At 64.8% G+C, this 5,649-nt stretch carries 5 protein-coding genes and 3 pseudogenes; 4 read left to right on the top strand and 4 right to left on the bottom strand.

Translation table 11 applies throughout. From position 1 onward, the window contains the following. Positions 1-426 precede the first annotated feature (426 nt). Positions 427-1,428, top strand: a complete 1,002-nt coding sequence (locus tag QOI01_RS35270) for an LLM class flavin-dependent oxidoreductase (protein WP_526388754.1) — start codon at positions 427-429, stop codon at positions 1,426-1,428. 132 nt (positions 1,429-1,560) lie between these two features. Here the strand turns inward: QOI01_RS35270 and QOI01_RS35265 are convergent. Further along, positions 1,561-1,908: pseudogene (locus QOI01_RS35265) on the bottom strand (SOS response-associated peptidase family protein); the annotation flags it as partial. Positions 1,909-2,287: 379 nt separating this feature from the next. Between QOI01_RS35265 and QOI01_RS35260 the strand changes: the two are divergent. The 3 genes from QOI01_RS35260 to QOI01_RS35250 all read left to right on the top strand — a co-directional run bounded on the left by QOI01_RS35260 (position 2,288) and on the right by QOI01_RS35250 (position 4,400). After that, positions 2,288-2,431: a hypothetical protein gene (locus QOI01_RS35260; RefSeq protein WP_526388752.1), complete on the top strand. Its 144-nt coding sequence runs from the start codon at positions 2,288-2,290 to the stop codon at positions 2,429-2,431. Between the two features lie 350 nt (positions 2,432-2,781). Continuing rightward, positions 2,782-3,744 carry an RNA polymerase sigma-70 factor gene (locus QOI01_RS35255; protein WP_526388750.1) on the top strand — a complete coding sequence of 321 codons (963 nt, stop codon included), beginning with the start codon at positions 2,782-2,784 and terminating at the stop codon, positions 3,742-3,744. Positions 3,745-4,193: 449 nt separating this feature from the next. Further along, positions 4,194-4,400, top strand: a complete 207-nt coding sequence (locus QOI01_RS35250; RefSeq protein ID WP_526388748.1) for a hypothetical protein — start codon at positions 4,194-4,196, stop codon at positions 4,398-4,400. Positions 4,401-4,748: 348 nt separating this feature from the next. On the opposite strand, the pseudogene QOI01_RS35245 reads toward QOI01_RS35250, so the two are convergent. The 3 genes and pseudogenes from QOI01_RS35245 to QOI01_RS35235 form a co-directional block, all read right to left on the bottom strand. Beyond that, positions 4,749-5,132 (bottom strand): annotated as a pseudogene (locus tag QOI01_RS35245) (FdhF/YdeP family oxidoreductase); the annotation flags it as partial. 108 nt (positions 5,133-5,240) lie between these two features. Next, positions 5,241-5,432, bottom strand: a pseudogene (locus QOI01_RS35240) (response regulator transcription factor); the annotation flags it as partial. A gap of 7 nt (positions 5,433-5,439) precedes the next feature. Continuing rightward, on the bottom strand, positions 5,440-5,649 hold a 210-nt coding region (locus tag QOI01_RS35235), incomplete at its 5' end, for a bile acid:sodium symporter (protein WP_526388746.1).

Raw genomic sequence — 5,649 nt, 5'->3', positions numbered from 1 at the left:
TCGTCGTGTGCTCTGTCATGCGCGGCTGTAGATGGCCGCGTCATCGATGTTCGCGCGGGAACGGTCCGGGAGGACGACGACGCAGGCCACGGTGATAACCGCGGCAAACACGATGTATGCCGAAATTGGGTACGGTGTGCCGGTCTCGTGCAGCAGCCACGTCGCCAGTAGGGGCGCCGGGCCTCCGGCGAAAACCGACGCCAGCTGGTAGCCATACCGGCGGCGCCGTAGCGCAGGTGGGTCGGGCAGCTTTCGCCGATCCGCGCGGCCTGGGGCCCGTACTGCATGGCGTGCGCCACGAAGGACACGACGATGGCGATGAAGATCAGCGCGTAGCCGCCATGCGACAGGACATCATCTGAGCCTCGGTCGTCGGGTCGGGTAGCGCGCCGCGGGCTCGATCGGCGTGATCGGTAGTGTCGGAATGTGGACATCTCCTGCGCCTTCGCAACGTCATCTGATAGCCCGGCGCACGTGGAGTTAGCCGAAATACTCGGCTACAGGCGAGCGTGGCTTTATGACTCTCCTGCCCTGGTGACCGACGTGTGGATGGTTCTCACCCGGTGTGCCGAGCGCACCTCGCGCATCGGCCTCGGGCCAGGCGTGCTGGTGCCCAGCCTGCGCCATCCCATGGTCAACGCTGCCGCCATCGCCGAGCTAGTGAATCAAGCACCTGGCCGGGTCGCGGTGGCTATCGGCTCAGGCTTTACGGGTCGGCTAGCGCTGGGCGAGCGGCCAATGCCATGGCGGCAGGTCGCCGAGTACGTCCGTTGCCTGAAGGCGCTTCTCGCCGGCGAGACCGCGGATTGGGAGGGGGCCAAGATCCGCATGCTGCAGCTGCCTGGCTTCGGGGCTGAGCGACCCATTGACGTGGCGATCCTGATCGGCGCCGACGGGCCGAAGGGGCTAGCCGTGGCGGCCGAGTTGGGCGACGGTGTCTTCTCGGCGGCCCTACCTCAACCTGATGCGGCCGGCGTAACCGGTTGGCGGGCGCTGTTGTCCTTTGGCACGGTGCTCGACGAGGGCGAGGACCTGACGTCGCCCCGGGTCATCGACGCCGCCGGGCCTGCCGCGGTGGTGCTGTATCACGCCAGCTACGAGCGCGGCGGTGCGGCTGCCGTCGACGCACTACCGGGCGGGCGGGCGTGGCGTGAGGCGATCGAGGCGTACCCCGAAAGTGAGCGACATCTCGTCATCCACGCGGGACATCTGATCAAGGCCAACCCCCGTGACGAGCCGCATGTCGCTGACCTCATCTCGTTTGCCAGCTCCATGGCGTTGACCGGCACAGTTGAGCAAGTGTCGGAGAAGATCGCCGGACTGGCTGCGTTGGGAGTCACCGAGCTGGTGTACCAGCCGGCCGGATCCGACATTGGGCGCGAGCTCCGCGCCTTCGCGTCTGCCGCTGGCCTTCCGAGCCCCAACTGAACCCATTCCGCGCGCTGGTTCTCTAGTGCCTTGTTAATCTTCGCGGCATTCCGCGACATCCAAAGAGGGAGCGGAGTCAATTGCAAGGCCCGTTCCTGTGAGTCCAGTCCAGCAATCTCTCGGGGTGCCCCTCGGCACCAGGCAGCGCATGTGTTTGGCGGAGGTGCGGTACGCCGGCGAGCTGGTGAGCTGCTCGGCGCGGGCGTTGATGAGCAGGCCCTTTGGTGTCCGGCGCGCCGTCGGCGCTGGTCTTCGTCCACGGCGGCAACAGGCCCCAGCGCATCAAAGCGCACCCGCGTCGACTCGTCGTCGGGCTCGGTGTGGCGTTTGACCACGGTGCCTGATTGTGGTGGTGTGCGACGTTGTAATTCGTCCCGGAGTCGGTACCCGCGTGCTTGCCAGACTGCGTTGCCTCTTCGATTGCCTTGAATTCTCGGCCAACAGAGCCCGATCCGTCGTGACTGCGAACCGTCCGCATATGACTTCCATCGTGGCAGAACCGGAGCAGGATGGGGCCGTGGCGCACGAACCGCCGGGCACGAGCGCGAGAACGGCCTGTTCGGAGACGAGCCCATGGTGTTCCTCGTGGATCTGCGCAACTACTCGCTAGCGGCACGATCTTTGATCGTGGCTGTGGCCTCGTCCGCGGTGGCATAGGTCGTTACCTCGATCGCCCCAGGGTTCGTCTCCTCCAGGGCGGTGTGCAACCGGGTAACGGCAAGTTCGGTGCGTGAGCTACGTCACATGCTGTTAGAGGTGTCACTCGCGCGGTGTCTTATGCCCGAACCCCCGAAACGAAGGAGACACAGGGTCATGAGTCAACCGACACACGAAGTGTTCGAATCTGCCTAGATACTGGGTGATCGACGACATCAAGCCTCCCCGCATCCACGCCGTCTTTCCCGAGGGCGTCGAGAGCCTGTTCGTGGTGTCCGACCTCAGGGATGAGCCCAACGGTCGAAAGTCAGTACCGGCCTTCCTGCTTACCGCGCACCTGGGCTGAGTGTCGGCTGGCTAGGCCGCCAGGTAGCGACCCCTGGCCGTTTCAATTTCACCGTGCCGATCAGATCGCTTGGCGGGGAATGCTTCTCACCTGCACACCATGCCTGACTCCAGGCCATCAGTGGGTAAACGCAGGAAGGCCAGAGCGTACCCTTCTGGGCACGCTCGGGGAGGACCGGTCCACCACCCCTCCCGTGACGCGGCGGCACCGGTCGCATAGGACACCGGAAACCGTCGTCGTCGCGTCGTCGGCGATCTCGGATGTGCGGCAGCGTCCGAATCGCGGGCCGCTCATTGCGTCATCGGCGAACCGGTGCGGACCCAACGGCTACTGGAACAGGAGACGACTCAATGGACACGACAACAGGCCAACCCGGCGGGCAGCGGCGGGCCGACAGCCAGGCAGCTGGCCTCGACAGCGGCGCACTCGCCACCGTCGAGGCGACGGAGACGTTCGTCGCACACCGCAATCTGCTGTTCACCGTCGCCTACGAGATGCTTGGATCAGCGGTCGACGCCGAAGACGTCATGCAGGAAACCTGGCTGCGCTGGGTGAAGGTCGACGTGGCGCAAGTGAGCGAGCAGCGCGCGTATCTGGTGCGGATCACGACCCGGCAGTCCCTCAACAGGCTGCGTTCGATGAAGCGCCGCAGGGAGGCATACGTGGGCTCGTGGCTACCGGAGCCACTCCTCACTGCACCGGATGTGGCTGCCGACGTCGAACTCTCCGAAAGCGTGTCGATGGCGCTGATGGTCGTCCTCGAGACACTGACCCCGACCGAACGGGCGGTGTTCGTGCTGCGAGAAGCGTTCGGAATCGGCTATGACGAGATCGCGGCCGCGGTCGACAAGACCCCCGCTGCCGTGCACCAGATTGCCCACCGTGCCCGCCGCCACGTCGAAGCCCGCCGACCGCGCCGGGCGGTCACCGCACGGCAGGCACAGGCGGCTCTCGAAGCCTTCCAGCGGGCGCTCGAGACCCGAGACCTGCAAGGTCTGCTCGACGTGCTCGCCCCCGACGTTGTCGCGATCAGCGACGGCGGTGGCATCAAGCAGGCCGCACCACGTCCGGTCATCGGCGCCGACAAGGTGGCCCGCTTCATCGTCGGCGGACTCACCCGCAATGACGTCCCACTCACCGTCGAGCCGACTGTGGTCAACGGTAGCCCTGCACTGGCTCTGCACGTCGACGGTGAACTCGACGGCGTCATCGCGATGCGTGTCGAGGACACCCGCATCACCGGCCTCTACTACGTTCGCAACCCGCAGAAACTGACCCACATCGAATCCGAGACCCCACTCACCCTGCGATGAATACCGGTCACGGCCCGACTGTCGAGGAGTAGACGTGTGGCTGAGGCATGACCGGTCTAGCCGCGCACTGAGCACCGGCCCTATTGATGGTTGAGGGTCAAGATCTCGTGCCTGCCGGGGATCGATGCCAGTTGTCACCAGGGAGGGCGCGACCGCGGGACACGGGTTCAATGGTGACGCAACCTACGCTGGACCAGATTCCGGCGCGGTTCGCTGGCGTCATCACGCTGGCACCCAAGGCGGCTACCTGGTAGCCGCAGTCGTCATGTTTGCAGCCAACTGCAATAGCCGTTGAACCTTTACCTTCGGAAGCGGATTCCGCGGCGATCGCTCCTAGATTCCAGCCAGCGGGGTGGTCAGATTGGGTGCCAGCGGTGACGACATCGGTTTGCTGGAGCGCCATAATTAATTCAGTCCAAGTCGGGCGGGCAAGTCAACAGGAGAACACGATGCACACGTTGATCAAGTACACCACACCGTGGTTGGCCGTGGCCGCGATCGGTGGCGCGATCGCTCTCGCGCCGATCGCCAGCGCCGACACCGATCCGGCCGTGCCGTATGGCACCGAGCCGCACTCGCCTTACATCTTGGGTTACCACGTGTCGAACCACGACGAGGCGAACACCACGAACGGCCAAGTTGACGTGCCGTTCTGATCCAGACCGGACCAAGGCCGGCGGCCGTTTTAGCCAGCATTCTCGGATGCTCTTGGCGGACCGCAACTCAAATAAAGTAGAGAAGATGATGATGGTGTGAAACTGCGTTATGTCGCACCACAGGTCATCGCCGCATCCGCGGCAGTGATTGGACTTGCTCCGATCGCCTCGGCCGATGCCAGCGTGCAGCGGAGCCCGGGCAACGCCCAAGTCAGTGCTACTCCCGGGCCAGCCGCGCAAGAGGCTGCTCAAGCACAAATGCCGTTCGGCGGGGATTCAAGCGCCCTCCTGTACCACCACTGAAAAGGACCGTGCGCGCATGGGGCTCAAGGCAAGTTGGAAAACTCGCGACGCGGTGTCATAGACAATGGGTTCGGTCAGCCGCCCGGCGTCCTCCAGCGCGAAGTCGGTCCACCCCGACAGTTCGGTCACCGTATGGCGGGCGAAGAAGTCCCGGACGACCCTCTTGCGGGTCATCTCCCACGTGACGTGCTTAACGCCGTTCTCGCAGATATCCAGGTGCAGGCCCTTGCGGTCATCCGGCCATGCGTACCCCGGGCAGCCGAAACCGCCGTTCTCGTGATTCATCCTCTGAATTGCGCGCATACCGGCAACCAGTTCCCGGCTCTGCACCAGCACCTTGCCCACGCTGCGCGCCGCGCGCCAGCCGGCCGAGGGATGGTGGTAGTCCTCCTGAGAGAACTCGCCACTCGCGGTCGGTCGCCGACCCATCGCGGGACGGCCCGGCTGACCCAGGCCGAGTAGATCACCCACCACAGGTGCATGGTCATCTCACACAGTTCTCGGCACTCCCAGCTTGCAGGTCCAATGTCATACGTATCAGTGCGCCTCCAGGAAGGTGATCACCACGCGGACCCGGCGATAGCCGTCGCCGGTCTCGGGCCGGTTGAGCTTCGTCAGGATGCTGCGCACGTGCTTTTCGCAGCGTGCCTTCGGTGACCCAAAGCCGTTGGGCGATGCCGGCATTCGACCGACCCTCCGCATCAGCGCCAGCACCTCCTGTTCGCGGGCTCGTCGATCAAACAAATTGGGCCACAGTTGCATTGGCGCGGAGGGCGTAGCGTCGAGCGAGCCAGGCGCACACCATCAGTTGCATCTGGTGGAAGAGCATCAACGGCACCACCATCAACCCTGCCGCGGCCGCGGGCAACAGTACGCTGGCCAAGGGCAACCCGCTGGCTAGCGATTTCTTCGAGCCACAGAAGACGATCGCGATCTGATCCTCGGT

This window comes from Mycobacterium sp. (genome assembly GCF_032162605.1).
Classification (GTDB): domain Bacteria; phylum Actinomycetota; class Actinomycetes; order Mycobacteriales; family Mycobacteriaceae; genus Mycobacterium.
Note: the sequence above shows the minus strand (reverse complement) of the source record. Positions and strands in the feature narration are given on the sequence as shown.